The organism is Bradyrhizobium sp. HKCCYLRH1030 (assembly GCF_051168395.1).
Taxonomy (GTDB): Bacteria; Pseudomonadota; Alphaproteobacteria; order Rhizobiales; family Xanthobacteraceae; genus Bradyrhizobium.
In genome coordinates, this window is record NZ_JBNPUY010000001.1 from 41500 (window position 1) to 66572 (window position 25073).

19 protein-coding genes, 1 tRNA gene and 2 pseudogenes are annotated in these 25073 nt (G+C 58.9%); 13 read left to right on the forward strand and 9 right to left on the reverse strand.

What is annotated here, in order from left to right:
- Positions 1-109: 109 nt before the first annotated feature.
- A tRNA-Arg gene (locus ACQR1E_RS00155) sits at positions 110-186 on the reverse strand.
- A 437-nt stretch (positions 187-623) separates the two neighbouring features.
- Here ACQR1E_RS00155 and ACQR1E_RS00160 point away from each other — a divergent pair.
- Positions 624-1175: a hypothetical protein gene (locus ACQR1E_RS00160; RefSeq protein ID WP_434885906.1), complete on the forward strand. Its 552-nt coding sequence runs from the start codon at positions 624-626 to the stop codon at positions 1173-1175.
- Between the two features lie 163 nt (positions 1176-1338).
- Positions 1339-3114: a tetratricopeptide repeat protein gene (locus ACQR1E_RS00165; RefSeq protein WP_434885905.1), complete on the forward strand. Its 1776-nt coding sequence runs from the start codon at positions 1339-1341 to the stop codon at positions 3112-3114.
- A gap of 19 nt (positions 3115-3133) precedes the next feature.
- Here the strand turns inward: ACQR1E_RS00165 and ACQR1E_RS00170 are convergent, their stop codons facing one another.
- On the reverse strand, positions 3134-3805 hold the full coding sequence (locus ACQR1E_RS00170) for a hypothetical protein (RefSeq protein WP_434885904.1): 672 nt from the start codon (positions 3803-3805) through the stop codon (positions 3134-3136).
- Between the two features lie 525 nt (positions 3806-4330).
- Here ACQR1E_RS00170 and ACQR1E_RS00175 point away from each other — a divergent pair.
- The 3 genes and pseudogenes from ACQR1E_RS00175 to ACQR1E_RS00185 form a co-directional block, all read left to right on the forward strand.
- Positions 4331-4453: pseudogene (locus ACQR1E_RS00175) on the forward strand (carboxylesterase family protein); the annotation flags it as partial.
- 43 nt (positions 4454-4496) lie between these two features.
- Entirely contained in the window at positions 4497-5555 is a 1059-nt protein-coding gene (locus tag ACQR1E_RS00180; RefSeq protein WP_434885903.1) for a carboxylesterase family protein, read from the forward strand.
- A gap of 542 nt (positions 5556-6097) precedes the next feature.
- Positions 6098-7290 (forward strand): annotated as a pseudogene (locus tag ACQR1E_RS00185) (IS3 family transposase).
- A 183-nt stretch (positions 7291-7473) separates the two neighbouring features.
- Here ACQR1E_RS00185 and ACQR1E_RS00190 read toward each other — a convergent pair.
- The 5 genes from ACQR1E_RS00190 to ACQR1E_RS00210 all read right to left on the reverse strand — a co-directional run bounded on the left by ACQR1E_RS00190 (position 7474) and on the right by ACQR1E_RS00210 (position 12971).
- Complete coding sequence (locus ACQR1E_RS00190) at positions 7474-8571, reverse strand: hypothetical protein (protein ID WP_434885902.1); 1098 nt, start codon at positions 8569-8571, stop codon at positions 7474-7476.
- 118 nt (positions 8572-8689) lie between these two features.
- On the reverse strand, positions 8690-9616 hold the full coding sequence (locus ACQR1E_RS00195) for a hypothetical protein (protein WP_434885901.1): 927 nt from the start codon (positions 9614-9616) through the stop codon (positions 8690-8692).
- A gap of 28 nt (positions 9617-9644) precedes the next feature.
- Positions 9645-10541: a peptidoglycan-binding domain-containing protein gene (locus ACQR1E_RS00200; RefSeq protein ID WP_434885900.1), complete on the reverse strand. Its 897-nt coding sequence runs from the start codon at positions 10539-10541 to the stop codon at positions 9645-9647.
- Positions 10538-11548, reverse strand: coding sequence for a hypothetical protein (locus tag ACQR1E_RS00205; protein WP_434885899.1), 1011 nt, complete (start codon positions 11546-11548; stop codon positions 10538-10540). The genes ACQR1E_RS00200 and ACQR1E_RS00205 overlap by 4 nt, the downstream gene beginning before the upstream one ends.
- Positions 11523-12971: a hypothetical protein gene (locus tag ACQR1E_RS00210; RefSeq protein WP_434885898.1), complete on the reverse strand. Its 1449-nt coding sequence runs from the start codon at positions 12969-12971 to the stop codon at positions 11523-11525. Before ACQR1E_RS00210 ends, ACQR1E_RS00205 begins: the two co-directional genes overlap by 26 nt.
- Before the next feature lie 178 nt (positions 12972-13149).
- Here ACQR1E_RS00210 and ACQR1E_RS00215 point away from each other — a divergent pair, with 178 nt between their 5' ends.
- From ACQR1E_RS00215 to ACQR1E_RS00240, 6 genes are all read left to right on the forward strand, one after another.
- The gene (locus ACQR1E_RS00215) at positions 13150-14919 is read left to right on the forward strand and encodes a hypothetical protein (RefSeq protein ID WP_434885897.1); all 1770 of its coding nucleotides are present in this window, start codon (positions 13150-13152) and stop codon (positions 14917-14919) included.
- A gap of 48 nt (positions 14920-14967) precedes the next feature.
- Positions 14968-19725 (forward strand): cytochrome P450, encoded by a 4758-nt coding sequence (locus ACQR1E_RS00220; RefSeq protein ID WP_434896524.1) that lies wholly within the window; start codon positions 14968-14970, stop codon positions 19723-19725.
- A 1036-nt stretch (positions 19726-20761) separates the two neighbouring features.
- Complete coding sequence (locus ACQR1E_RS00225) at positions 20762-21343, forward strand: helix-turn-helix transcriptional regulator (protein WP_434896525.1); 582 nt, start codon at positions 20762-20764, stop codon at positions 21341-21343.
- A complete protein-coding gene (locus ACQR1E_RS00230; RefSeq protein ID WP_434885894.1) occupies positions 21340-22050 on the forward strand; it encodes a hypothetical protein in 711 nt (236 codons plus the stop codon). Before ACQR1E_RS00225 ends, ACQR1E_RS00230 begins: the two co-directional genes overlap by 4 nt.
- A gap of 558 nt (positions 22051-22608) precedes the next feature.
- The gene (locus ACQR1E_RS00235) at positions 22609-22809 is read left to right on the forward strand and encodes a hypothetical protein (protein WP_434885893.1); all 201 of its coding nucleotides are present in this window, start codon (positions 22609-22611) and stop codon (positions 22807-22809) included.
- Positions 22810-22818: 9 nt separating this feature from the next.
- On the forward strand, positions 22819-22995 hold the full coding sequence (locus ACQR1E_RS00240) for a S26 family signal peptidase (RefSeq protein WP_434885892.1): 177 nt from the start codon (positions 22819-22821) through the stop codon (positions 22993-22995).
- Positions 22996-23022: 27 nt separating this feature from the next.
- Here ACQR1E_RS00240 and ACQR1E_RS00245 read toward each other — a convergent pair whose 3' ends face one another.
- Entirely contained in the window at positions 23023-23205 is a 183-nt protein-coding gene (locus tag ACQR1E_RS00245; protein ID WP_434885891.1) for a hypothetical protein, read from the reverse strand.
- 280 nt (positions 23206-23485) lie between these two features.
- Entirely contained in the window at positions 23486-23782 is a 297-nt protein-coding gene (locus ACQR1E_RS00250) for a hypothetical protein (protein ID WP_434885920.1), read from the reverse strand.
- Between ACQR1E_RS00250 and ACQR1E_RS00255 the strand changes: the two genes are divergently transcribed.
- Both ACQR1E_RS00255 and ACQR1E_RS00260 read left to right on the forward strand, forming a co-directional pair.
- Positions 23729-24040 (forward strand): helix-turn-helix domain-containing protein, encoded by a 312-nt coding sequence (locus ACQR1E_RS00255; RefSeq protein ID WP_434885919.1) that lies wholly within the window; start codon positions 23729-23731, stop codon positions 24038-24040. The two genes, ACQR1E_RS00250 and ACQR1E_RS00255, sit on opposite strands and share 54 nt — an antisense overlap.
- Positions 23965-25050: a tyrosine-type recombinase/integrase gene (locus ACQR1E_RS00260; protein WP_434885918.1), complete on the forward strand. Its 1086-nt coding sequence runs from the start codon at positions 23965-23967 to the stop codon at positions 25048-25050. The genes ACQR1E_RS00255 and ACQR1E_RS00260 overlap by 76 nt, the downstream gene beginning before the upstream one ends.
- Positions 25051-25073: the final 23 nt, after the last annotated feature.

The window sequence follows — 25073 nt, forward strand, 5'->3', positions numbered from 1 at the left end:
CCAAACGCAACCGAGCGATGGCGCCTTTTCGCGCTGAACGCGATCTTAACAAGTGGCTCGGGGATGTGCTGCTAGCTCATCTCGGCTTCCGAGAGAGCTATCCAGTGGGTGGCGCACCCGACACGATTCGAACGTGTGGCCTTCGCCTTCGGAGGGCGACGCTCTATCCAGCTGAGCTACGGGTGCCTGTCTGCTTACGCAGTGCTTACGCGGAAACTTCGTGGCTGTGAAGCGATCCGCGCCGAGTTCTTAAGTATCTGAAATTCAACTCTCTTTTTACTCTCACGCCCCCGCAAAACAGCTTGACATCTGCCTTCGGAGGGCAACTCAACCGGTCAGTGGGTGGCTTTTCTTTGGTGCTTAGCCTCCAAAGTACCTGAAAACACAGGCGATCAACGACCTTAGGTTAGGGGGAAGCCCTCCCAAACGTCAAGTCCAAGTAGACGCAATTGGTGTGACCGTTGTGACCGAGCTGTGGCCGCGACGCGAATCAAGCGAGGGCCACGGGGGACAATCGAGCGCCAAATTCTATAGGATGCCCGCGCGAAAAAATTTGCCGAGAATTTTTGACGAAGCGTAGGTGTGTTCTGCATCTCAAGGTTCCAAAGCTGCGAGCGCGCGAAATGATCGACAAAGAGGATGATCCACAAATCGTTGAAGTATTCGCTCGGTTCGGACGTGCCATGTATATGGCGAACGTCGTGGAGTTGAGCATGATCCAGACGCTTTTGCAGGTAGAGTTTCTTACACCGGCGCGCGAAAAGATTATTAAAGACAATGGAAAGAGCTTCGATCCGAAGGCATTCGCTACTGAGTTGGACGCCTTTATGCGAAAACAGGCAAAGAAGACAATGGGGACCCTCAACATGGGGGTATCCAAGCACCCGATATTCGACGAGGAGTTGCGCAAGCGGATTATGGACGCAACGTTGCGGCGCAATTTCCTGGCGCATCACTATTGGCCTTCGATCGCCGAAAAATTCATGACCAAGATCGGTCGCGACGAAATGATCGCTGAACTATCAAAGGACGCCGATACGCTTGAGCAGCTTGACATAGATGTACGAATAGCGACCAAACCGGTGCGCGAGAAGCTTGGAATTAACGAAGAAGCTCTCAATCAACGTGTAGAGCAAAATCTGGGAGAGCTACGAGCGAAGCTCAAACTGAACTAACTATCCCCCCAATCCGCCGACGGCTTCTTATTTGAACGGAGCGCAAGGTTGCGGAAGCGATTGCGAAAAGGCGGAAACCGCTTGCTGACATTTAGCGGACCGTCTAGGTTGCGCCTTTTCGGGACGGGGGCGCGGTTAGATGCGTCGATTCTGGATACCTAGTTTGGAAGCGCTCGTCTTCGCCGCGACTTCTGCTTTGACGAACCCGACTGCCACGGCTCAGCAAAGCCCGGTCTTGATACCCGGTGTGTTGGAACCGGAAGAGATGCGGGTCGAGCCGCTTCCGATCAAAAAAATCGAATTGACTGCGCCGGAGCGAATGCTTGGCGACGCGCTGAAAGCCTCCGACAACAGCAAGCCATCAACACTGTTGCCAGCACTCAATCAGATTCTTGCACAGTATCCCGATTTTTCAGATGGCTACGTTATGCGGGCTTTCGCGCTCTGTGATGCCGGTAATGATCGTGCCGCGATCTCGGCAGACGTGGGCCGCGCCCTCAAATCCGTCAGCGGTTCTCGAGCCGGAAAAACGCCGTTTGGGTCACTGCTCGCAACGCGAGCTAAAATCGAATATCTGAACGGCGACTACGTCGCCGCGATCAACGACCTAGAACAAGCTACTCGTTCCGATCTCAGCAAGGCTTTAGAATTTTCGAACAGCGGCGGCGTAAAGCCGGAGAAAACTGGCCCGGTCTGCGTCTGGACCGAAACAGATTTGGACGAGCTGGTGCAACGCTTCGCCCGCGATTATCGACCATATTTGTTCCGAGGACTCTATCACGGCTTCTTCGTATTTTTTGAACAAAATGAGACCACGAAGAAAGCTTTACTCAGCCGCACGTTTGATGACTTCGATACGGCCGCCAAGATAAATCCAGCCTCCGCGTTGCCGCATCTCTTCAAGGCCGAGGTATTTCTCAAAACATTCTTTTTTCAAATGATGAGTATTTACGATCCTCAACACGATCAACTGAATAACACGATGATCAACTTGCTTGATCAAATTCTGGCATTCGACAACGAGAACATCTGGGCACTTAAAGAGCGCGCATTGATGTATTCTCACTTGAAGAAGTGGCGACAGGCGATTGCCGACTACGACAGAGCACTTGTGGCCGATCCGAAAGATCTCGTTAGCCTCAATGATCGCGCTCTGGCCAAAATCGAGATCGGCGACACTTTCGCTGCGATTTTGGATCTCAGTGAAGTGATCAAGAAGGGGGAGCGTCAGCTACAGCACTCAGAAAGCTATCAGGCGCGCGCGGATGCTTATATCAAAACGCGACAATGGGACCTGTCCGTCAGAGATTTAACAGCTGCACTTTCCCTTGAACTAGGAGGGCAAGTGCTGCTTGCCAACATCCGTCAATTCCGAGCACTTTACCCTGAATATAGGACAGCCACGGACGATGCAGTCGCGCGAAAGTTACAGCAGACCTTCTACCCGGATTGGAAGTATGAAGATTTTGCAGGAAAGTTTCTGACTGGAAATGGTTCCTTTGGCTTCCCAAACTTCGTGATCGGCGACCTTTTTCTCAAGCGTTCGGACGCCAACCTCAAAGCGGGTAATTGGCACGCCGCCAAACTCGACTTCCGGCGTGCTGCGCGCGGATATAACGACGCTACCGATGCGATAGACCGCTGGCGCGAGATCGGCCCACTGAAAAATGCGCGCCTCTACATCGACATGAAGACGTTCAATGACGAGCGCGGCGAAGCCGTAAACATTTGGGTGAAGCAGGCTCGCGACGAGAACAGCCCGTATTCGGTGCAGCAATTCGAACTAAACTGCGGCGCGCGGCGGATACGTACGATTTCGTCGGCAAGCTACGATGGGATAGGCAATTTGACAGGAAGCTATGAGGGCAGAAGCGGCTGGGCGGCCGTCGTGCCAGACACGCTCGGCGAAACGCTTTATGATGGTGTTTGCAAGCGGTAACGGTGGTTCACTCGCGCAGTCACTTCCGCATGGCGTCGCGTTGCCGCTCGGCCTCGACGATACTGGCGAAGAGCCTTTGACTTTCAGTTTGTGCGTCGGCTTCGGCGAGTTCCTCTCTGTCAACGCGCTCGGATATTTGAAGGCGCTTCGCATTGAATGCCGCGATGAGGTCCATGTAGCGGTACTTGGCTTTGCTAAACGCTTCGATGATGCGAGGATTGGCACACTCGGCCGACGCAACAAAGGTCTTCAACGTGCCTTCAATTCTCTTATTCCTACATTCAGTGATCGCCGCGACCATCTCGTCTTTCGCGATCACCATAGGGTCTTCTGGCGGCATCGGTGCGCCCATTTCGCGAAGCCTACGCTGTGCTTCGAGCGCCTGCCGATGTTCTTTGGCGTTGGCCAGTTGCGTCTCTTCAACTCGTTCCGCCATCATTTGCGCCGCCGTGCACCGGCCGGCCCACTCGATGCTTTGCGGAAGAGATTTGTTCTCGATTGCATCCGCTTGCAGGCAGACGATTGTCGCGTTCCGCTTGAATTGTTCTAGCGTGCCGCAAGTGCCGTTGATACAACAGCTTCCGCCCGGCATACATTGAGGGGATTGAGCAAAAGAAACCCTGCTCATGGCGGCCAATACGACTACGAGGAGCGCCGCCCGCAATGCGACACGTGCCAGTTTGGCAACCATTTGACCGCCTCCCATTCCAAGTCCTTGGACGGCATCATCGAGTAAAAGGCGTTGCTGTCAATCAGGGGATGCGCGCCAAACGTCGAAAAGACAGGTGCGTACGCGTGTTTTAGGACGGGGCACTACGCCCCGCCCTTCCTTAGATTCTCACTGCGCCACAGCGGTTGAAGATTCGTGAAGTGGCACAGAGCAATCAGCTCGCTCAGCGTTCGCGCCGACGACAGCGGCCTTACGTGATCGACCTCCCATTGCCGGTAATTTGCCCAACACATCCCAATGCGAAAACCGATTCAGTGAAGCAGATGAAATGCCGGTGGCTGATCGTAATTGCGCTTTAGTGTAGTCTGGCCGCGCGTTCGTGAAAAGTTGAAGGGGCGCTTCCGTCGTAGGCATCGCGCGCTTCTTCCGTTCAGCGAAATCTACCTGCCAACTGCCACCGGGTGGGGCGCGCGCTGCATGCAGAACAACCGGCTCGGCGACATCGATCCATTCAACCCGACATCAGCAGCCGAGAAGCTGGCCGTGATGGTGTGGATCCAAGGCGGTAGCAATCTCAACGGCGCGGGCTCCCAGCCCGAGTATGACGGCGCGCGCTTGGCCAGCAAGGGCGTGGTGGTCGTGACGATCAACTACCGGCTCGACATCTTCGGCTTTCTGGCCACCCCTGAGCTGACAAAGGAATCCGACACGCATGCGTCGGGCAATTACCGGGCCCTTGGACCAGATCGCGGCGCTGAAATGGGTGCAGAACAATATTTCGGTCTTCGGCGGCGATCCGAGCCGCGTGACCATGTTCGGCGAATCGGCCGGCTCGCTCGATATCAGCGCGCTGATGACCTCGCCGCTAGCGAAAGGCCTGTTCGCGCGCGCGATCGGCGAGAGCGGCGGTGCGCTGACGCCGATCAAGGCCTTCGGGCCGAAGCCGCTTGCGGCCGGCGAGCGCGACGGTGCCGATTTCGTCGCCTCGCTTGGAGAGCCTTCGCTTGCGGAGTTGCGCGCACGGCCGGCCGCCGAGCTGTTGGAGGCCATTTTGAAGGAGCCGATCACCTACGGCTTCGGTGTCGTCGACGGTCATGTGGTGACCGAGCATCCGGCGCAGGCTTTCTCCAAGGGCCGGCAGAACGACGTGCCGCTCCTGGTCAGCTGGAATGCCGATGAGGGGACGTTGTTCACCGCGCGCGTCAGCTTTTCGGCGGGCGCCCCCTCCTATGCCGATCGCGTCCGCGCCCAGTTCAAGGACCAAGCTGAGCAGGTTCTAAAACTCTACCCGCCGGGATCGACGCCCGATGAGCACAAGGCGGCCTTTGCGGCGCTGTTCGGCGACGAGATCATCGGATATGGCGGCTGGGCCTGGGCGGAGCGGGCCGCGGCCACTGGCAGGCCCGCTGTCTACCGTTATTATTTCATCCGCCGCCCGCCCGGCGCGCCGCTGTCGTCGATCGGCCCGCTCACCGCGCCCGGCGTCTACCACAGCGCAGAGCTCTACTATGTCTTCAACACGCTCGGCGTGCGCGACTGGCCGTGGGAAACGGACGACCGGCATCTCGCCGATGCCATGTCGTCCTATTGGGCGAACTTTGCGAAGACCGGCGACCCCAACGGACTTGGTCTGCCGCAATGGAGCGCTTACAAGCCGAACGGCGGCGGGCAGGTGATGGAACTCGGCAAGGAGATCGGCATGCGTGGGGAGCTGCACCGCGATCGCTACGAATTCTTTGATGCACTATACGGCAAGCTCAACTCGCAATGAATGCGCACCGATGCGAACCATAAACTGCGCGGCCATCACTTTAGGCGGCCCGCTGCTCCTCGATAAGGCGGATTGTGTTCTGGGTAACCTGACAGGTCTCCAGCCATGGATGGGCTCAACGGGGCGTTCTGGAGCCTGCACTGATTCGGACAAGCCGGAAAAGCTATTACGGTTCAATAGCGCTTTGAGGTACCTCTTGTCCGAATGCGCCTTGAAAGTATTCAACTGCCGAAACCCTTCCAAGCTGGCGCTCTCGCGCAGGTTTCGTCAATCGGCGATATTGCTAGGGGCCGTATACGCTGTGCTCGCGCGGCTCGAAGATGCTGGGGCAGGTGAGTCAGACCATCGATAGGTGACCGCTGTAGGAGCGTCTCGGTCGCGCTTTCGAAATACGCGCGCCCGCGCGCGGCTCGTTTTCAATCTGGACAGTATCGGAATATGTCCGTTGATTGGGGTAGACCAGAAGTGGCGGGTCGGTGTGACCTTGCCCCTCGGGCACAATCCAGTTTGAAGTTCGTTCTGGCCCCAACGAGGACCAGAGCATGAAGCGCAGCCGCTTTACGGAAGAACAGATCATCGGGATTTGCAAGGAGAGGCAGGCCGTCCGGTCGCCGATCTGTGCCGCAAGCATGGCGTGAGCGACGGCAGCATCTACAAGTGGAAGGCCAAGTTCGGCGGAATGGACGTCTCGGAGGCCAAGCGTCTGAAGACGCTGGAGGACGAGAACACGCGGCTCAAGCGGCTGCTGGCGGACGCCATGCTGGACAATGCCGCCCTGAAGGATCTCCTGGGAAAGAAGTGGTAACGCCCGCGGCCAAGCGGAAAGCTGTCGCGCATCTCGCGGGCGTTCACGGGAGGACCGAACGGCGGGCGTGTAAAGCCATCGGCTGTTGTCGCATGACGGTCAGATATCAGACGGGGCGGGCCGAGGATGCTGGACTGCGGCAGCGCATGAGGGCGATCGCCCTTGAGCGCCACCGCTTCGGCTATCGTCGCCTGCACGTGCTGCTCAAGCGGGAGGGCTACCTGGTCAATCACAAGAAGCTGTTCCGGCTGTACCGGGAGGAACGGCTCACGGAGCGCCGCAGAGGTGGCCGCAAGCGGGCCCTCGGCACATGAGCGCAATGACGGTGCCGCTGCTCGCGAATGATCGCTGATCGCTCGACTTTGTGTCGGATCAGACGACCGATGGCCGGCGCCTCCGCATCCTGATCGTGGTCGATGACTGCACCCGCGAATGGCTGGCGCTGGTGGCCGACACCTCACTCTTGGGCGCCCGGGTCGCTCGGGAGCTGGATCGGCTGGTCGCCGAGCGCGGCAAGCCCGGGATGATGGTGAATGACAACGGGAGCGAACTCACCAGCAATGCCATCCTGACATGGGCCGATCAGAGCCGCATCGCCTGGCATCGCACTGGAGAAGCCTATGCGGAACGCCTTCATTGAGAGCTTCAACGGCCGCCTGCGGGATGAACTGCTGAACGAGACCCGCTCGCACAGGCCCGCGTCGCGATGCTGCCTGGCCGACTATAACGACGCTCGGCCGCACTCCCAGCTCGGATGGAAGACGCCATCCGAGTTCGCCACCGCCTGCAATCCGCGGCGGGATCTGGCGCTGCGCTGTGTCGAAGGCTCCGCGCCAGCTCCCGCCGCTACCCGGAAAATTCCAGTCTCGACTGGCCTAGTTTTCGGGAGCACTTCAAAACCACCGCCCGAACGAACTCAGACCTGGATAAAACTTGGGGGCAAGGTCAGGGTAGGGGAAGGGCGGGCGGCTTCTCTCCCTTGAATTGCAAATGTCGAGCGGACGTTTGCGCTCTGGGAAGCCACGCTGCAACGATGGCCTCAAGCCGCCGCCAAACGTACGCTCGCACCGGCTTCGGGTGTTCCCCGACCGACGCGCTATCTCCTCTATTTCTCTATTTCAGCAGGTCGAGTTGAGAGCGCACGTTGGCCTGGAAGGGCGCAGAGATTTGCGGGCTCGCAAGGATCTCGTTCAACAACGTCTTCTTCTGCGAGACAGCGCTGGCAACAGCTGCGGGCGCGGACGGGTAGGCTTGTCTGGCGCCATCCTTATCCTGGTCGCTCAGGGTCAGGTTTTCAGAGCTCGTGTAACAAGGACTATTTTCGCCGCTCACGAACATGAATGCGCTGAAGACGTACTTCATTATCGAAAACTTGTCGAACTGCCCCACCAGGTATGCGGACGAGACCGGAATGGCACGCAGATTGGCGTCGACCTTCGTCCTGGGCCAGTAGTTCTTGTAGCCGCCGAGATAGGTGTACAGGCCGGGTCGCCGGCCGTTTACGTCGACGACGTACCAGCCTTCCGCATTCTTGGTCGGGATATAACCGGCATCGTCTTCGAAGCGGAAATCGCATCCGCCAACCGGATTCTGATGCTCATGCTGAAATCCGAGCGCATGCCCGAATTCGTGGATCACGACTGCCTGCCAATCGCCTGGCAGGGCCTTGTCGAAGGAATCCAGGTTGAGGGAGCCCTCGTTCGGACGACCACCGACGAGATCGCCATTGACGCTGTTTCGCCCGACATGAGACCAGTATCCGCCTCTGTCGCCCGAGTTGAATGCGACACGAATATCGGCGCTGTAGTGCTGATCCTTCTCAGACCATTCCAGGAACGATCCATTTGGCTGGCGAAACTGGAACTTGATGTTCGCAACGCCCGGCTTGGTCCATTCGTTTGCGGTGCGCTCGATCCTGGACCTGAGGTCGTTGTCGCCTCCGCTGAACGCAACCTTGACGGTGCTGGCGGGCTGCCATCGATTTAGTGTGGGGACAATCAGATAATTCGGCAGCGACGTCACCCCCTGGGCGGCTGCAGCAATCTGCTTTTGGTGGATTTCGATCGAGGCCTGAACCGCATCGGGGAAGGCTTCGACAATGAAATTATGGTCTGCGGCAACAGCATGGCCCGATGAGATCGCCAGAACGCCGGCAACCAGGAGGTTCGCCGAGATCGGAGTGACGACTTCGCTTCGCATCTTACAGAGCATCTTCAACTCCTGGAATGTTTGTGTTGATGATGGAGGCCAATCAGAGATACTTCGGTAAGCAACAGCTACGCTTCGTGTCAGGGGCGGGGGGACCAATCAACCCCCAGCACGCGGGCGACTAGCCCGGGCGGCGACCCGAGAACAGGGTTATGACGCAATTCTTTCTCCGCCATTCCTTCAAGCGGCTGAGAACTGCTTCCGGCATCGAGGACGGAACGTCAGCTTTCGCGACACAGTCGGCCACGAGTTCGTTCAACAGCGAGTTGGGGGAAGCAAACTTCCACGATTCAGCATCCGGACAGCCATATCTGGCGTACATCAAATCGAGAAATGACCCCGGTGACGTGCGACAGTTGGGTGAGAAAGACGTCGCAATCGCATATTGCTTGCCCCCGTTCCCGTAGGGAATTTCGTAGGCAACCCTGACGAAAAGCAGATCGGGGCCGTCGTTGAATGGCAACCGCATGAAAAGCTGAGTGGGCTCGAACGTCACAAATGCAATGTCGCTGACGGAGAAATCCAGTCCCAGCGCCAAAATCGATTCCCTGTGACCATTGCTGAATGGGCCGGCAACGCCCAATTCCGCCGTGATCGGTCGCGTTAGCTTCGGCCGGCCCACTTTCGCCAGTGGATACGCCTTCGCGACGTCAGCGAGAATCGAGGCAAGGTGATCGACGGTTGTCTGAACGAAAAGCTCGAGCCGAGCCGGCGGCCCCGGCATTGCGCCCGCAGCCGACAGCAAGTTGTATTCGAGATGGAGCCCGCTTTCATCCGGGTACAACCTCAGCGTGGTTGGAAGGACAACAAGGTCACCCGTCGGCGTCTTCATTATCGGAGCTTGTTTCAAGGACGGCGGCATGTCCTCCAGCTCCGAGAACGGCCCCGGCAGTTCGGGAAGGTCCGCATAGTTGCTGACTGTTGGCTGTGCCGCCGCGCTTCTAGACCCGGGAATCAGGGCCAACTGCACAATGAGAAAACCCAGCCCTGCCGTCCGGAAGGCATGCGCCCGCCAACCTTCGGTTCTGCTCGTTCCACCATTGGCCATGACTTCCCCACTTCTGCGCTGCCTCAGATCAGGCGGCAGCTTCCGACAACAGTGCCAGCAATTGCGCGCTTGGGATTCCGTCCTCCGGGAGGGTCTTCGACTTCTGGAAGCTTCGAATGGCTTGGCCCGTCGCCGGGCCATAAATGCCGTCGATCCCGGACTTGTAGAGTCCGAGGCGGTGCAAGTTCTTCTGCAGTCCGCGCACCAGGACGGGATCATATTTCGGAAACATGCAGCCGGAGCGGTTGCTTGGCCATCCGACATAGGTGTCGGGATTGAAGGCGCAACCGCCGTTGCTGACGACGCCGACCTCAAAGCTCCTGTCACGGATCTTTACCGTGCCATCGTCGTCCCTGACGATGCCTCGATAGGTGGGCGCGTAGACAACAGACATGAACTCGAATTTGTACGAGTTGGGAAGGAGCAATATCCGGGACGTGATGTCGGAAACGCGGGCGATCAATTCAAACTGACCGGCCGAACCGATCTTGCTTCCTTCGATGACGGCGCCTTGGCCGTCGCTGGATGGAGTCATCAATCTGAACTGGAATGAATAGGGTTGCGGCATTGCAAACCGGGCCTGGGGATCCATGCTCTTTATTTCGTCGAGCGCCTCGGCATAATCCCGGCCATAGGCCACGGTCCCCTTGACGGACAGCAACGCGTTCCGTCTCTGCTTGATACTTTCATAGACCAGGGAAAGCTCTGGAACTCCTCCATTAGCCTCCTTGAGCGTGACCGAATTCGGCAACACGTAATAGGTGTGATCGTCGTTGTAGCCGCGGAATACCGACACGAACATCGGACGGCTGAACGACATTTGCCGGTCGAAATCCATCATGGCGGCAGGCGGCTCGGCTGCGAGCACGGCGCCCGACGTCGCTTGACCCAGCAATGCCAGAAGGAATGTTGCCTTGATTTTCATGGTGCCAATCCTGAACAGCCCGGCGAACCGGTAGAGATGTCAACAATCTGACCTCCGAAGGATGAACAGAGGTCCGTGAGCGGCATGACGCTGCCGTTTCGATATTTGTCGGCTATCTTGGTCAAAGCTCCGCTGGATTTCGCATCGTCAACCAGCTTCTGCAGCTTTGCCTTGTGAGCCGGAAGCGTCGTGTCCCAGCCGAATACATAGCTGGAGCCGGTGGAAACGATCGAAGGCGCGCCAAGAGCCAATGCAATGGCCAACCTGATGTCGACGCGAGATTTCGCCAGGTCGTTGCCGGGAAACGTCAGGTCTCGAATCGATAGCACCTTGGACGCGACTGCCCAGCCGATTACATTTTCCCAGTCGCCGCCATCGTTCTTGCGCTCGAAAGCCGGCGTCGCGGCCTCGATCTCGCCGACGAAGCCACCTGCGGGAGCCGCACCGGCGAGCAAGTCCTTCAATTGCGGCTTCGCGAGAAATGAAAGGTCGACGACAACAGGATAGGTCGCATTTAGCGCGCTCGGAGACGGCGAGAGGTCCTGGGTCTTCAGGGAGCCGTCAGCAAGCTTGACGAAGAACGAGATCTTGGTGGTGAACGCATTGAGTGAAGCCGGCTGCAGGGTCCCGCTGCCCATGCCGAGTTTCGTTTCGGCCGCGGTCAGGACCGATCGGATTTCCGTTTGGTCCTGGCGATAGCGCAGCGAGGCCGTCAGCGATACGAAGGGAGACGTGTTGCCGACGGACAGATCATACTGCACTCCGAACTTCGGTCGTCCCGACACCGCGTCCCGCTCAAACTCCAGGACCTTCGGGACAATGCCAAGCCGCGGATTGGCCAGCCCCGCCACGTCAGTCGCAACCAGAAACGTGTCGTAGGTTTCGGCATATGGCAGGCCATCGATCTTGACGAGAATGGCCGACCTGGCGGAGCGGCCGCTGGCGGCGGCCGCTCCCGCAAGCACCAGAACCAAAGCCAGTTTACGAACGACCGTTGATGATGACATTGGTCAGCCCCTTGATCGAATCGCGAATCTCGGGCGTCGCGATTGCGCTTGGCCGGTCCATCCACCGGGAAATAATCAGGTCCGCGTCGGCCCTGGAAAGTTGACCGTCGTTGAGCCCCTGGAGGACCGGGGCAAATGCGGCCGCGATATCCTGCACGGCGTTCGGACCGACATCGTCCTTGTAACAGGGCTCGTCGAGAACCTTTGCCGATTTGGCGTCGTAAGTCGCCTGATTGATCAGCCCCTGATCCAGCAGACCCTTGAAGAACGCCAGCTTGTTCTTGATGCAGGATGCGATTTCCTTGACGGTCGTCCCGAAGTTGTTCTTGTCGACGCATTTGCCCGGTGGCTTGGTGATGTCGGCGAAGCTGTCGGGGTACTTGGCGCAGACGGCGTTGAACGAGAGCCCGATGTTGAATTCCCTGTCCTCGAGCTTCGCCTTATTGATTTCGAACGCGAAGTTGTGCGTTTCCTCCAAGTGTTCCCACCCGGCGCTGGCGGAGAATCCAAAACCGAGCGTTTGCGCTTCTGCATTCGGCACGCCGCCCGCCTTCAGTTCCGGCTTGAACATGCCCTCCTGACCCACGCGCGCATTGACGATCGTCTTGAAGACCTCGAGCATGTAATTGTCGGTGTCGGTGTCGCCGCCTTCCAGGTATTCGAGCTTGATTGAGCCATCGGTCGTCAGCTTCTGCCAGTCGGCCGCCCAGGCCGCCTTGACGAAGCCGCCCCACCATGAACCGCTGGAGGATGCCTTGAAGTGATCGTAGACCCGCCTGTCGTAGATGGTGATCTTGGCATGCAGACGCTTGGCGATGCCCGTGAATTTGTAGGTGTACCTTGCCGCAAAGACATCGCTGTCCGCCGCGGCGCCTTGCGCGAATACGCGGGCTCCCAGCCGCGACAGACCGATTGCAAATCCCTGCGTGGCATCGACCGTCCCACCCGTCGTAGACGTCGGCGAGGACTTGTCTTGATGGTCGGCGACCAACTGCCCATTGATGATCAGCTCCATCTTGCTGGAGACGAGCGCCGGATAGGCAAATTTTGCGTTCGGCTTGACCTTCTTCAATTCCGTGACGACGGCATCGACCTTGGCCTTATCGATCGTCGGCTGAACCGAGAATGCGAAATTGCCTCCTGCGCCATCGATGTCCGGACCGGTGATGCCCCAATACTGGACGCCCAGTCGCGGCCGGAGCGTGCCATCCGCCTTCTTCTCATAGACGAATGACAGACTGGTCGGAACGAAGTAGTAGAGATTTGGATCGGAGTCATCAGGGTAGACGGTAATGAGCTCGGGATACGGCAACCCGGCAACCCCATCGATGATGGGATAGGCTGCGTGCGTAGGGCTGGAAATGATCAGGCCAAGGATGGAAGTTGACAATAAGCGCGGAAGAAATCGCGAAAGTAAACGCATCTCATGCTCCCCTGTTGTATCGACCCAGACCCTCGGGCTCCGGATCGCTTCAGTTGGACCCGACTGTTCCCCTCATCCGTTCGCAAATCGCGAGCAAAGGGTTCCTGCCTCGTGAAAAAAACGTGATGGAGGTGTGAAAAATGCTATCCTCGCCTTGGGCGTGAGGACGAATTCGGCAATGATGTCGGCGGCTAAGAGGTTTTCGCTGGGCCTTTTGGGACCCTTCCGGCTTTTGAGACCGGAAGGTGAGCGCATAGAAATCCCCAGCAAGAAGGGGGTTGCGGTGGTGGCAATGCTCGCCATGACCAGGGACGGCGAGCGCACGCGCGGCTGGCTGCAGGACAAGCTTTGGGGCAAACGCCAGCACACCGAAGGCCGTGGCAGCCTGAGGCGCGAGCTATCGAACCTGCGAAAGCTCCTCAACCGCGATTCCAGCGAGATTCTGATCTGCGAGCGCGACCGGGTCAGGCTCCGCCTCGACCTGATCGACGTCGACGTCTGGCACGAGCCGGAGAAGGCTCTCGCCAGCGAATTCCTCGAAGGCCTCGATATCGCCGGCGAGGACAGCTTCGAGGAATGGCTGCGGGAACAGAGAAACGCGCTCGCGCGAGCGGCGCGCGACCGGCGCGAAACGCTCCCTGCGGCCAATCCCCGCATGGACGGTCCGACCGCGGCCGCGCCGCTGCCTGCCCATATCGTCGACACCTCGCAGCTGCCGATCGGGTTCGAGGGCAGTTCGGCGCTTGCCGTGATGCCGTTTCTCAACATGACCGGCGACGCGCAATATGACTATCTGGCGGAGGGCATAAGCGAAGAGCTGATCGACCGCCTGTCCCGCATCCGCTGGCTGCCGGTGATTGCGCGCAATTCCAGCTTTTCATTTCCGGATGACGCCGATCGCAAGCTCATCAGCAAGAGTCTCGGTGCCCGGTACCTTCTGGAAGGTCGCGTCCGCCGCGACCGCGATGCGTATCTGATCGCCGCCAGCCTGGTCGATGCGTCCAGCGGGCATACGGTGTGGACCCAGCGCTTTGAACTTAAGTCGCTCACCTCGATGGATGCGTTCGCGCAATTCGTGACCGAGCTGGTTGCGCATCTGGAGACCCGCATCGATCATGCCGAACAGGTCCGCACGCGAAGCAAGCGGCACGATAGCCTTTCGGTCAGCGAGCTGATCTGGCGCGGGCGCTGGCATCTGAACCGGCTGACGCGCGCCGACTCGGAAATGGCGCAGAAGCTGTTTGCCGAGGCCCGCGAGCTCGACCCGCATTCCTCGGAAGCCCTGATCCAGTCGACATTCGCAATGGGCTGGGCGATTTGGGCCGAACGCCAGGCCGAAGAGCGCATCCTGCAAATGAGAAAGCTCGCGCAGGAGGCAATCTATGCCGATCGTGACGACGGCCGGGGTTACATGCTTGCCGGGATCGCCGAAATGTGGCTGCGGCATCCGATCGCCGCGCGAGAGCTGCTGCAGCGCGCGATCGCGCTGAACCCCAGCCTTGCGCTCGCGCGCGCACATCTGGGGGGAAGCTTCAACCTTTCGGCCGAGCCGGAGCAGGCGCTGCCGCACCTTCACGCCGCGTTGCGCCTGAACTCCAACGACCTTCACGATTTCTACACGCTTGCCGAGCTTGCGCTTTCCTTCACGCTGCTCGACCGCTGGAGCGACGCGATCGAGCATGCGCACCACGCCATCGCCCGCCGTCCGGCCTATTGGTATGCGCACATGATCCGGATCAATGCGATGTCGAGAGCAGGCGAACTGGACGCCGCGCGCGACGCATTGAGAGAGTTGTTGCGCGTGAAGCCGAACTTTTCCCGTCGCTACATTGACTGGCTGCCGTTCGTCGACCGCCGCTGGAACGATCATTTTCTGGAAGGCCTGAAGCGCGTTCCGGACAGCCCGGTTGGCTGGCTGACGAACGACGACCAGGGCGCAAACGCATGATGCGCATCATATTCGTTCATTCGTACTTGAAAAGTCGTCGGGGGGCCGATGTTGAAGTCCAAATATTACGCTGCCATCGAGCAGGCCCAAGCTGAAGATCCGCAGGAGGATGGCCTTCGCTTTCCGCCCTTCAATCTCGATGAGATCGGCGCAGACAGCTGGCGTCACCGCTTCAAGGTCTGGCTGATCGGTGCCATGCTTCCGCCTGCACTGTTTCTGCTCCGCACGTTCTGGCCTGTCGCCAGGATCGGCTCCTTCGTCATCGTCACGCGCGCTGAAGACGTCCGCAAGGTACTGACGCAGCCGGAAATGTTCGAAGTGCCGTTTGGGCCGGAGATGACGAAGCTCGCCGGTGGCGAGAACTTCGTTCTTGGCCTCGAAGGAGAGCCTCACGCCAAACAGCGAGAGATCATCAAAAGCGTCCTAGATACGAAGGACGAGGTGCTGCGTGTCGCCGTCCGCAGGGAGGATGCCGAACTGGTCGCCCGGCTCAGCAACCGGTTTGCCAAGGCGCTGATCCGTTCGTCCGCCGGACGGATCGACGTGATGAAGGATTACATTACGCGGATCGCCACTGAGACCTGCATCGAATATTTCGGATTGAAGGTCGAGGATCCCGACGCGTTTGCCGAATGGGCGATGTCGATTTCGGCGTTGCTGTTCGCCGACCCGACCGGCGACCGGGCTACGCGGCGTCTGGCGCTCAATGGCGCGGCGCGCATCCGCCTCGTAATCGCCAATTCCATTGCCGACATCAAAGCAAAGAGTGCGTCGGCCGATACCTCCGATACCATCCTTGGCAGGCTGATCCTGCTGCAGCGGAAGGACCCGGCCGCCGTCACCGACGAGAAAATCTGCGCCGTCCTGGTCGGCCTGATAACCGGATTCATTCCGACCAATACCCTGGCTGCGGGCAAGATCCTGCAGGAATTGCTGCGCCGGCCCTTCGCGATGCAGGACGCCATGCAAAGAGCGCGTGCGGCCCGCAAGGCCGATGAACAGGACGAGCAGAGGATCGGCAAACTGAAGCATCCGGAACGGCACGCGTTGCGGGCCATCTTGCTCGAAGCTGCACGCCTGAATCCGGCTCTCGCGCCGGGGCAGTGGCGATATGCGAAGGAGAAGTCCAAGGTCGGCAAGGGAGTGTTTCGCCGTTCGGTCCCCGCGGGCGCGACCGTGGTCGTCTCGACGATGTCGGCGCTGCGCGACGGCCGTGAGATCAAATCTCCCGGCTGGTTCAACCCGGATCGCCCGGCGCCATCGTCGGATCTCCTGTTTGGCACCGGCATTCACGAGTGCCTGGGCAAGTATCTTGCTATCGAGCAAATCACCGAGTTGTTCATGGTCTTGCTGTCGCAGGATAATCTGCGGCGCCGCAAGACTAACTGGGGCTGGTGGGGCGGCATCAAATGGGTTGGGCCATTTCCGCGCTGGCTGGACATGGATTTTGCTCCGGCCCTGGCGCCCGGCACGCAGACGATGGTGACGATCTGCGCGCCGCTTGCAGACGGCGCATATCGAGAAGCCATCGAGGCGAAAATCGGCACGCTCGGCAACCCCGCTGAGGGCAATTTGCGCAAGCAACTGGATGAGACCAACATCGTTCATTTCGCATCGCTCGCACTGATCGAAGCCGGCGATGCGGCGTCACCGTGTCCGATGCTGCTGCTCGAGATGAACGTCGACGGATCGCTGGAAGCCGCCATTGCTTCCGTTGCCGCGGCTGACATTGCCGCCGGCGGAAGCCTGACGGCGATCTTCGAGAACACGCCGCTCGGAAAAGTGCCGCTGGAAACGGTGCTCAATCGTTACAAGCGCGACCTGCAAACCCGTCCATGGGGAACGATCGGACTCAACTTCGCGGGCACGTCCGAATTTTCGGTGGCCGACATCGACATGCAGGACAAGCTCGCGGCCTTCGCAAGGGCGGCGCTCGATTCGTCGATGGCGTTTCACGCCCGTTACGGAAGCCTCGCAATGCAGGCGTTGACTTATGTCCGCGATTTCGTTCGGCGCCCGGCGGACATGAGCGAACGCGCCACCAACTTCCGCAATCCGGAGGGATGGGGGGGACGCGAGGCGGAGTTTGCCGATTATCTGATCGTACCGAGCCGCAACCGGTTGAAGATCTCGGACTGGACACCACGCACCAAGGGCGATGCGGTTTTCGCGTTCATTCGGTCGCCGACGTTCTTCTGCTTTGCCGTTGTCCTTGCCGTGGTCGATTTGCTGCTGTCGGTCGCAATATCCCGGGCAGTCGGCCCGACCTGGCTTGGCCTTCCCGGCCGATTGTTGCTCGCGACGACCGGCGGCATCGCCGGCACGGCCCTGCTGGTCGGCATCGTCGCGGCCGGCTTCGTCGCGCTGCTCCACTATCACGACCTCCATGACGTTCCCGACGACAAGGATCCGCCGTTGCAGGCGGTTCGCAAGGTCGCGCGCGTCGAAGACCCACCAGGGTTCGCGCACAACCATTTCATGGCGGTCACCGAGCTGAAACGCGGTTGGTTCAGGCGACTGACCCTGGCGCTGTCACTTTGGGTCATCAAGCAGATGGTGCTGCATTGGTTCCGTCCGGGCTTCGTGCTGAACATGGGCACCATCCACTATGCAAAATGGTTCCGCCTGCCGGGCCAGGAGAAATTGATCTTCCAGGCGAACTATGACGGTAGCTGGGAAAGCTATCTTGAAGATTTCATCATGAAGGCTCATCAGGGGCAGACCGCGGCCTGGAGCAACGGGGTCGGATTCCCTCGCACGAAGTTCCTGATCTACGGTGGCGCGCAGGACGGCGACCGCTTCAAGCGTTGGGTGCGGCGCCAGCAGGTGCTGGCGCCGTTCTGGTACAGCCGGTTTCCCAAACTGACGACCGACCAGATTCGCAACAACGCGCTGATCCGTGACGGGCTCGCACGCGCCATGACCGAAGAGAAGGCGCGTGCATGGCTAGACTGCTTTGGCTCGATCCCTCGACCGGACTATTCGATCGAGAGCAACGAGGTCCAATCGCTGGTCTTCAGCGCCCAGCGGCACCTGTACTGCGTGAACTATGCGTTGATAAGGCTGCCTGACGACGACGAGGACGGTCGAAATGCTCGCGCCGACTGGCTCGAGAGTCTCGTGCCGGAACTGATCGACGACGCACCCGCTTCGTGCGCAATCACGTTTGGCGATCACATGTTCCCGGCCAATGTGGAGAAAACCCGTAGCGCCGCATTCGTCGCTTTCACCGCGCAAGGCCTTGCAAAGCTTGGCCTGAGCGGACCGGACAAGCAGGACGGATTGGCGACGTTTTCGGCCGCGTTCAACATGGGTATGGCCAACCGCGGGCGCGGCCTCGGCGACGACGAAGTGTCGCCATCGCTACGATGGCATTGGCGGGACGCCGAGATTGATGGTCAAGGGGCGGGCGATGGCGGGGCGGGAAAGGCGGCCGACGCCATCCTGCTCATCTACGGCAAGGATCGTAAGCAGTGTGACGACATACTGGATTGCCATCTCGATTCGCTGGGCGACCGGAGCCGTGTCCTGCTCCATACGATCGTAACCGAGCCCTTGACCGAGCGAATTGTCTATCGCGACGGCAGCGCCGCCCTCGAAGTGGTGAAGGGCGACGACAGTGATGATTATAAAGGGCACGACGTGCCAGGTCACAGCCCTACCGAATTCGAGAAGAGCGAGGCGCAAAAGAAGCGTGATCTGCTCAAGTTCGAGCATTTTGGTTTCCGCGACGGCATCTCCCAACCGGTCATCCGCGGAACGAAGCGGTTCTTGAACCGTCCGCCGGCCCGCGATGTCCTTGAGCCAGGCGAATTCATCCTCGGCTATCGCAACAACCAGGGTTATTATCCACCGACTGCCTCGGTTCGTGCGGAATCAGATCCGGGCAAACGGCTTCCGGTCGTCCTGCAGGAGATTCCAAGCCGTTTCCCGTCATTCGAGGGAGCCAACACGGCCGCGCGCGATTTTGGCCGCAATGGAAGTTTCCTTGTGATTCGGCAGCTCGAACAGGATGTCGAGGGATTCAAGAAGTTCCTCGATGCAAAGGTGCTGCAGGTTCAGGATGACTACCCGAACCTAGACGAGGCCACGGGCACCCCCGTGACCGCCGAATGGATCGCGGCGAAAATGATGGGGCGATGGCCGAACGGGACACCGCTGGTCGAGCGTCCGGAAGCGAGCAAGGGACCGTTCGGCGCGAAGAGCAAGGAAATGTCCTACAACGATTTCAACTACGGGATAGACGATCCCCAGGGCCTGAGTTGTCCGTTTGGTGCACATATCCGCCGGGCCAATCCCCGCGACAGCATGCAGCCGGACGATCCTTCTCAGCAAGCGATCACAAATCGTCATCGGTTGTTGAGGCGTGGAAGAACCTACACCTACCGACCGAAACCGACGGATGACAAGGTCGAGAAGGGCCTGCTGTTTACCTGCCTGTGTGCAGACCTGGATCGGCAGTTCGAGTTCGTGCAGCAGACGTGGGTGGGCTCGCCCTCATTCCACGGATTGAGAAATGAGCCCGATCCGCTCGTTGCCTGGCATTCGAAAGAGAGCTCGTTCACCATTCCGACCGTCTCCGGCCCGGTTCGGCTCGGCGATATGCAAAACTTCGTTACGGTGCGCGCCGGAGGATATTTCTTCCTGCCCAGCCGCTCGGCGCTCAGGCACCTTGCCGACCTGGCCGGCGCGAAACGAGGGCATAGTGCGGTCGCGGTCAGTGGCGAGGCGGCCATCTCCGACAGCTGCAATACCGATCGGGCGAACACCGCAACCAATCAAGACGCGACCGTCAATGGCCTTTGAAGTTCGCCTCGATGTGGCAATTGGCCTTTTCGGTGTGTTCGAGGAACCCTGCGCTGCCCTCTGTCGCCGTCGCGCGCGGCATCTGGCACGGACCATTCATACGCCAGCAATCCCGGTTGAGCCCTGACAAGACTGGTGGCGTCGAGAACGGCCGCACCATAGCGGAACGACGTTAAATGCCGGGACCCAGCGGCGCAGTAATAAGGCAACGAGCTGGCCGACGTCGAGAACGGTCAGCAGGTTGAGCCGATGCAGCTCGGGTGCAATGTCGCGCCACTCCTTCTGAGCATAGGCGCTCAGATGGGTTGGCGGCGGAGGCATTCCTTGTCACATGTAGGCTCGGCAGGCACCGCGCTGGGCGCGTGCCGGGACTTCCCCTTGAGCAAGCGCACATTGGATGGTCGGGCGGCGTACCGGGCATGAGAGGCTCCAATTCCAGCCGTGGCCGATCAGTCTATCACTACTTTCCCGACAGGCCCTGTCCAAGGGCTATCGCGGATCTCCAGGGATCACCGTGCTTCTTAACGAGCAGAGCTGGAGACAAGCGCTTTATTGCCAAGCCCCGCTAGGCTCGTAATATTTAAGCAATTCCGGGTTGTTATTGACTCGTTCACAATATCGCAAAATTGCGATTGGCGCCACCTCAGGCTGCTTGTGGCCGAATCACAAAAATGCGATATTCAAATGCCGGTCCTTTGGACGATCAGGACTTATGTTTCAGAGCGTGGTGTCGATGAAGTTCGTAAGTGGCACGATAACCAGACGGCACGATGCCGCGCGAAGTTCCTTTCGCGAATACGATTTCTAGCTCAAACGCCCAGATCGGGTTGGAAGCGTGAGCCCTTTGACCTTCTTCATGGATACGAACTTGGAGAGATTCGCTTCAACGCCGATAGCGTCGAGCATCGGCCTTTAGGATTTTTCAGCGCGTCGATGGTCTTCACCATCGTACTTTGCGCGATCGAGAAGGGCGGACGGTTTGTCCCTAAGGGGGCTGCCAGTATAGCCGAAACCAGAAAAAAGGAAATCGAAGGCGATGCTAAGCGAAGTCACCCGTTCTGGTTGCCCTTGGAGTAACGAACTCGTTCGAGAGCTATCAGACGAGGAGTTTCGCCACGAGTACATGATGGATCAGGTTCGATCCTATATTGCTTTTCAAATTCGCGCATTGAGAGAGCAGCGGCGCTGGAACCAGGCGGATTTGGCCAAAGCGTCGAACAAGACACAAAGCGTTATTTCTCGTCTGGAAGACCCTGATTACGGAAAGCTCAGTCTGCAATCTTGCTTAGAAATTGCAGTAGCGTTCGATCTGCCGCTACTCGTGCAGTTTGTGGAGTGGGAGGATTGGCTGTCTCGCATGTCTAATGTGTCACCTAGCGCACTTCGCAAGCGAAGTTTCGATGCGAATCGACTCCTTGAACTCCGACAGCGCATGACAGAAGGATCGAGTTCTTCGGCCAATGCTCATGCGAGTTCAGCGGCGCTGCAGGGACGCGGGTTAGGAAGTAGTGCGCCGACGTCGGCCGCAGCTAACACAGATGTTTCTTTCCAGCGAGCATCAATTCTTGGCGAGCGTGTAATGAAGGGTAGCGCAGCATTAGAGGGAGTCGCCGCATGAGGTTGATCGCTTCGGTCATTGGTCGGTGTCTCAAGCTTTTCTCGTGGGAAGAAATTCGACCAGTGCATGGCATAAGTCCCGCGATATTGGCCTCTGCGATCGCCGATCGATTCCAGTTTCAGATCAAGCCGCCGCTTCCGTTGCCACCCGACAGTGTTGCGAAGTTTGGTGATGGCTCGGTGGTAATTGGCGACATCTTGATTGCCATACAAAGGCTCGAAACCTACAGTGATGGGTTTTCTGTCGATTGCTCAAACACTGATGACGCCAAGCTGGTCTCGGATGAAATCGTGAATTGGGCGCAAGCGGATCTTGGATTCAAGCCATTTATTCGGCCACCAAAACACGTGTTCCTCAGCCAAGTCACAGTCGAATTCGCGCCCGAGTTCGAGAACATATTTCGAGGATGGAAGCGGCTGCAGGCGCTCTTGGGTGAACGGGCGAAGAGCCGATACGAATTTACTCAGGACGTGAATCTTCTTCGATTGCAATGGCGAGGCGATCCCTTCACACTCGCTAACAACACGCTACTTTCCGATTTTTGGATTGAGCGAAAGGCGGCAGAACCCTTTTCGGCTAATCGATGGCATTGTTCTGGTGCATTACCGACGAGTGAATGGGTCGAACTTTTGGAGGCGATGGAGCGAATTGCTGTCCATGACGATATTTCCGAGCTAATTCAAAATTCCAATGGCGGCAACTTCTAGGTCGGCAGCTCCCTAAGGGAGTGATCTATGAAGGACATGCGGAGCACTCGGAAAAAGCTGCGGATAGTGCCCGTCGGAACGTTTGGTGTGATATTGCTTGCGGGGACGTGGGCCGAGTTGGATACTGGCTCTTCCGCTTTGATTTTGCGCGAGAATTCGTGTTCCGGATTACCTTGACATGGTGCGGTCACAGGTTCGATCCCTGTCGTTCGGCCGGGCCGCCGGGCAGGACGATGACAGCTCCGGCTCACCAAGAACACGCTGGAAAACATGAGGGTCCAGGGCACCGGGGCCGATGTACGGCAAGCACGGCAGCTACGTCCGCTATCAGATCGAGGATCTCGTCGATTACTCCCAGGCGAGCAGGCGGAGGTCGACCTCCGATGCTGGTTAAATCAGCCCGCTCGCGGTTGCAAATCATTGTGCTGGCGACGATCGCGGCGGCATTCGCCGCAACGCCGGTCGCAACCGAGTTCGCAAGGCGCTCATCGTCTACAACGTCTCGGACAGCGCGCCACTCTGCTTCGACTGGATTCGCTTGCGAGCGAGATCGCGCTGGTGTTGCTGCCGCCAACGATCGAGTTGATGATCGCCTCACGCGGAATCCTTCTGGGTTCGATGCCATTGGTGAAAGAGATCGCTGCGATCGGCGGTGATGAAGTCTACCGCTCCAGAGCGGCAGGCACCATCTCTTTCAACGGCAAGATGGTGGCAAACGTCCTTGTGACGGATCGTAAGGGACGGCCTCTTCCATCCTAGGAAGGCTGCATGATCCTGATCGAGGGCGAATTCGTTCTACTAGGGCCGCATCCTCATTCGTTCGACAGCCGGTATTTCGGGCCGGTTTCACGCCGCGATATTCTAGGCGTCGCGCATCCGATCTGGATCGGAAAGCCGCCGGGAGCGGGGACCCGCGAGCAGCCGACCCCAGCTCCCTGTTGTTGACGGGCAGCCAATGATCTTCCGCAGGGTCTATTTCATAAGGGCCGCAAGCGCTGCAATCACGAACGAGGCGAGGACGTAGCCCATGATTTTGTGACCGTAGAAATAATACTGAGCCACACCCGGCCGCAGGTCGACGTCCGTGTAGTGTTTCTCGCGCAAACGGACAATCGGAAGCAACATATCGAAGCTGAAAGCCAGACCGATCGGCATCTAGTTCTTAGGTCCCTCTCCCGTGAAGCGGAGAACGGCCGCACCTAGGAGCGTTAGGCCGAAGACCCAGTACAACGTCCTCCACGGCTGATATCCATATCCGATAAACGCCCAGGCAGGAACCGGTCGGTCATCATACGCCCAGGAGCCGTAGCGGATATCCTTTGCCTTTCGGCCGGCTCGTGGCTTTGGGCCACGTCGGCTATGCGCGCCAACCGGCCGGAGCAAGTATTTCTACGCTCCACTACGACGGCTCGACTTTCCGACTTCCGTTCTGCGCTTAATCGTGTTTTTCGTTCGAGCGAGCTGTCGATGGAGTGGCGACGGGTAGAGGAACGAAAAGAGCCTCGCCGCGCCAACGACAACGGCTTGTGCTCTGGTCAGTCGCTTGACCCGCGAATTCCGCGGATTGCAGCAGCTCGGACATTGCGAGCATCATCGCGCTGCTTTTGTCCGCGGCCTTGAGCATACAGCCGGTTGCGCGCTGCAAGGTGACGATGTTAAGCTTTGGGATGCGTCGTGGATGTTGTTCGATCTCAGAGAAGCAGCGAAGCGGCTCGGTGCTTCTGTCGATCACGTCCGGGCGCTCGTCGATGACGGCCGCTTGCGATACGTTAACATCGGTCGCGGCAGAAAGCGCCCACGCTACCGCTTTACTGAGGCGGATTTGAATGAGTTCATCGAGGCTAGCCGTGCGCGCGAGGAAGCTCCGTGTCCGTCTTCAAGGTCAAGAAAAGTCCGTACTACCAATTCGACTTTGTGCTCCGTGGCCATCGGTTTTACGGCTCAACGGAATGCAAGACTCGCAAAGAAGCAGAACGCTTCGAAGCCGTAGAGCGCGAGAAGGCCAAAGAGCTGGTCAAGGCCATGAAGCGATCGGCGGCTTCGCTGCTGATCGATGACGTTGCCGATCGGCTCTGGAACGAGCAGGGCCAATACGATGCCGCTCCAGACGCCACAGAGACGAACCTAGCGCGGCTGGTGGACTACTTCGGCAAGGCCAAGCCGCTCACCGAGATCGATCATACGGCCGCCAAGAAGCTGGTGGCATGGCGTCGCGGGCATCGCGTATCCCGGCGCGGCAAGCTTACCAAGGAACAGCGTGACGCCTTGCCGCTGATCTCCAACGCCACCGTCAACCGATCAACGACTAAGGTGCTGCAGCGGCTCTTTTCGTTCGCGAAGGCGGAGGGCGCCGAGTTCAAGAACGAGCCGGTCTGGACCGACTTGTTACTGCCGGAGCCCGAGGAGCGCGTCCGTGAGCTGCAGGACGACGAGGCTACTGCCTTGGATGACGCCATGCGCGACGACTACGTGCCGTTCTTTGGGTTCGTGGCGGCCAGCGGGCTGCGCCAGAAGGAGTGCATTACGCTCCGGTGGTCGGAGGTGAACTTCGGGACCAAGCAGATCGTGCGGATCGGGAAGGGCGGTCGCCGCGTGGTGTTCCCGATCACTGACACGATCCGGGAAATCCTGTTCCCTCTGCAGGGTCTGCACCCAGAATTCGTATTCACGTACGTGGCCGTTTACGGCCACAAGGGGCTCGGCCGGGTGCGCGGCCATCGTTATCCGCTCACGATCAGCGGCGCCAAGAGCGCTTGGCAGGCCATGCGCTCCAAGGCCGGCGTGGAGGACTTCCGCTTCCACGACTACCGGCATGACTTCGGGACCAAGCTGCTGCGCGAGACGGGCAACCTCAAGCTCGTGCAAAAGGCCCTGAACCATCGGGATATCAAGAGCACCCTGCGTTACGCGCACGTCCTCGACGAGGACGTAGCCAGCGCTGTGGAAGCGGTGGCAAAGTCCCGGAAAAAGTCCCAGACTGCCAAGCGTAAGGCTAGTTAAGTCGTTGAATATCTTGCTGGATA

Coding starts and splice junctions, on each gene's coding strand:
- ACQR1E_RS00160 (WP_434885906.1), top strand. CDS start 624: ATGATCGACAAAGAGGATGATCCACAAATCGTTGAAGTATTCGCTCGG.
- ACQR1E_RS00170 (WP_434885904.1), bottom strand. CDS start 3,805: ATGGTTGCCAAACTGGCACGTGTCGCATTGCGGGCGGCGCTCCTCGTA.
- ACQR1E_RS00180 (WP_434885903.1), top strand. CDS start 4,497: ATGCGTCGGGCAATTACCGGGCCCTTGGACCAGATCGCGGCGCTGAAA.
- ACQR1E_RS00190 (WP_434885902.1), bottom strand. CDS start 8,571: ATGCTCTGTAAGATGCGAAGCGAAGTCGTCACTCCGATCTCGGCGAAC.
- ACQR1E_RS00195 (WP_434885901.1), bottom strand. CDS start 9,616: ATGGCCAATGGTGGAACGAGCAGAACCGAAGGTTGGCGGGCGCATGCC.
- ACQR1E_RS00200 (WP_434885900.1), bottom strand. CDS start 10,541: ATGAAAATCAAGGCAACATTCCTTCTGGCATTGCTGGGTCAAGCGACG.
- ACQR1E_RS00205 (WP_434885899.1), bottom strand. CDS start 11,548: ATGTCATCATCAACGGTCGTTCGTAAACTGGCTTTGGTTCTGGTGCTT.
- ACQR1E_RS00210 (WP_434885898.1), bottom strand. CDS start 12,971: ATGCGTTTACTTTCGCGATTTCTTCCGCGCTTATTGTCAACTTCCATC.
- ACQR1E_RS00215 (WP_434885897.1), top strand. CDS start 13,150: ATGATGTCGGCGGCTAAGAGGTTTTCGCTGGGCCTTTTGGGACCCTTC.
- ACQR1E_RS00220 (WP_434896524.1), top strand. CDS start 14,968: ATGTTGAAGTCCAAATATTACGCTGCCATCGAGCAGGCCCAAGCTGAA.
- ACQR1E_RS00225 (WP_434896525.1), top strand. CDS start 20,762: ATGCTAAGCGAAGTCACCCGTTCTGGTTGCCCTTGGAGTAACGAACTC.
- ACQR1E_RS00230 (WP_434885894.1), top strand. CDS start 21,340: ATGAGGTTGATCGCTTCGGTCATTGGTCGGTGTCTCAAGCTTTTCTCG.
- ACQR1E_RS00240 (WP_434885892.1), top strand. CDS start 22,819: ATGATCCTGATCGAGGGCGAATTCGTTCTACTAGGGCCGCATCCTCAT.
- ACQR1E_RS00245 (WP_434885891.1), bottom strand. CDS start 23,205: ATGCCGATCGGTCTGGCTTTCAGCTTCGATATGTTGCTTCCGATTGTC.
- ACQR1E_RS00255 (WP_434885919.1), top strand. CDS start 23,729: ATGTTGTTCGATCTCAGAGAAGCAGCGAAGCGGCTCGGTGCTTCTGTC.